Origin of the sequence: Leisingera sp. MMG026, assembly GCF_021654205.1 — a bacterium.
Classification (GTDB): Bacteria; Pseudomonadota; Alphaproteobacteria; order Rhodobacterales; family Rhodobacteraceae; genus Leisingera.
In genome coordinates, this window is the sequence record NZ_JAKFZM010000137.1 from 1 (window position 1) to 809 (window position 809).

The 809-nt window shown below is 67.7% G+C and carries 1 pseudogene; it reads right to left on the reverse strand.

Annotation, left to right across the window (positions count from 1 at the left end):
- A pseudogene (locus L1069_RS23830) lies at window positions 1–666 on the reverse strand (transposase); the annotation flags it as partial.
- Window positions 667–809: the final 143 nt, after the last annotated feature.

The following is an 809-nucleotide window of genomic DNA, read 5'->3' on the forward strand; positions in this document are numbered from 1 at the left end:
TCCTCACCCAATCGGCGAGCGTGCTGCGGTGCAGATCGATCCCGGAGCGGGCCAGGATCTGGCTCTGGCGGTATAACGGCAGATGATCCGAGAACTTGCTGACCAGCACATGCGCGATGGCGCCCTCGGTCGGCAAACCGCCCTCGATCAGGTACGCGGGGGCTGGTGCCTGGGTGACGCCCTCTGCGCAGGCGCGGCAGGCATACTTGGGCCGGACAGTGCCCCTCTCGTGCATGTAAACATGCACTGCCGGACAGTGGATGACGCGGAGCTGCGCGGGAATAATATCCAGCCGCTCGGTGCGATCGTCACGCCGAAGGCGTGCCTGCGGCACGACGCCGATCCGGTGCACCTCGCCGCACCCGCATGGGCAGTCCAGGCTGTCCGGCTCGGTCACCTTCTCGGTCCGCGGCAGGTCCTTGGGCAGATTGCCCCGGTTGCGGCGGGCTGCCCTGCGCAGCGCCGGACCGGTGGCGCATCAATGACTTGCTCCTCGCTCAGCCTCTCCGACCGCTTGCCATGCACGGCCTGGTTCAGCTCGGCGACGAGATGCTCCAGGCGTTTGCTGGCCTCCCGAAGCACATCCCGCTCGCGCAGCACTGCCAGAACAGCGTCACGCTGGTCTTCTGGAATGGCCGAGAGGTCGATGGGCGGGGCGCTGGACATGGCTGGACCATACCCTGATCTGCCCCTCTGGGAGCAGGCTTTCGGCTGCCCGAGTCACTCTGCCACAGCCGGGCGGCGCGCTTCCAGGGACCGCACCCGCCGCCAGTCCAGCCCGGCAAACAGCGCCTCGAATTGGGCACGGT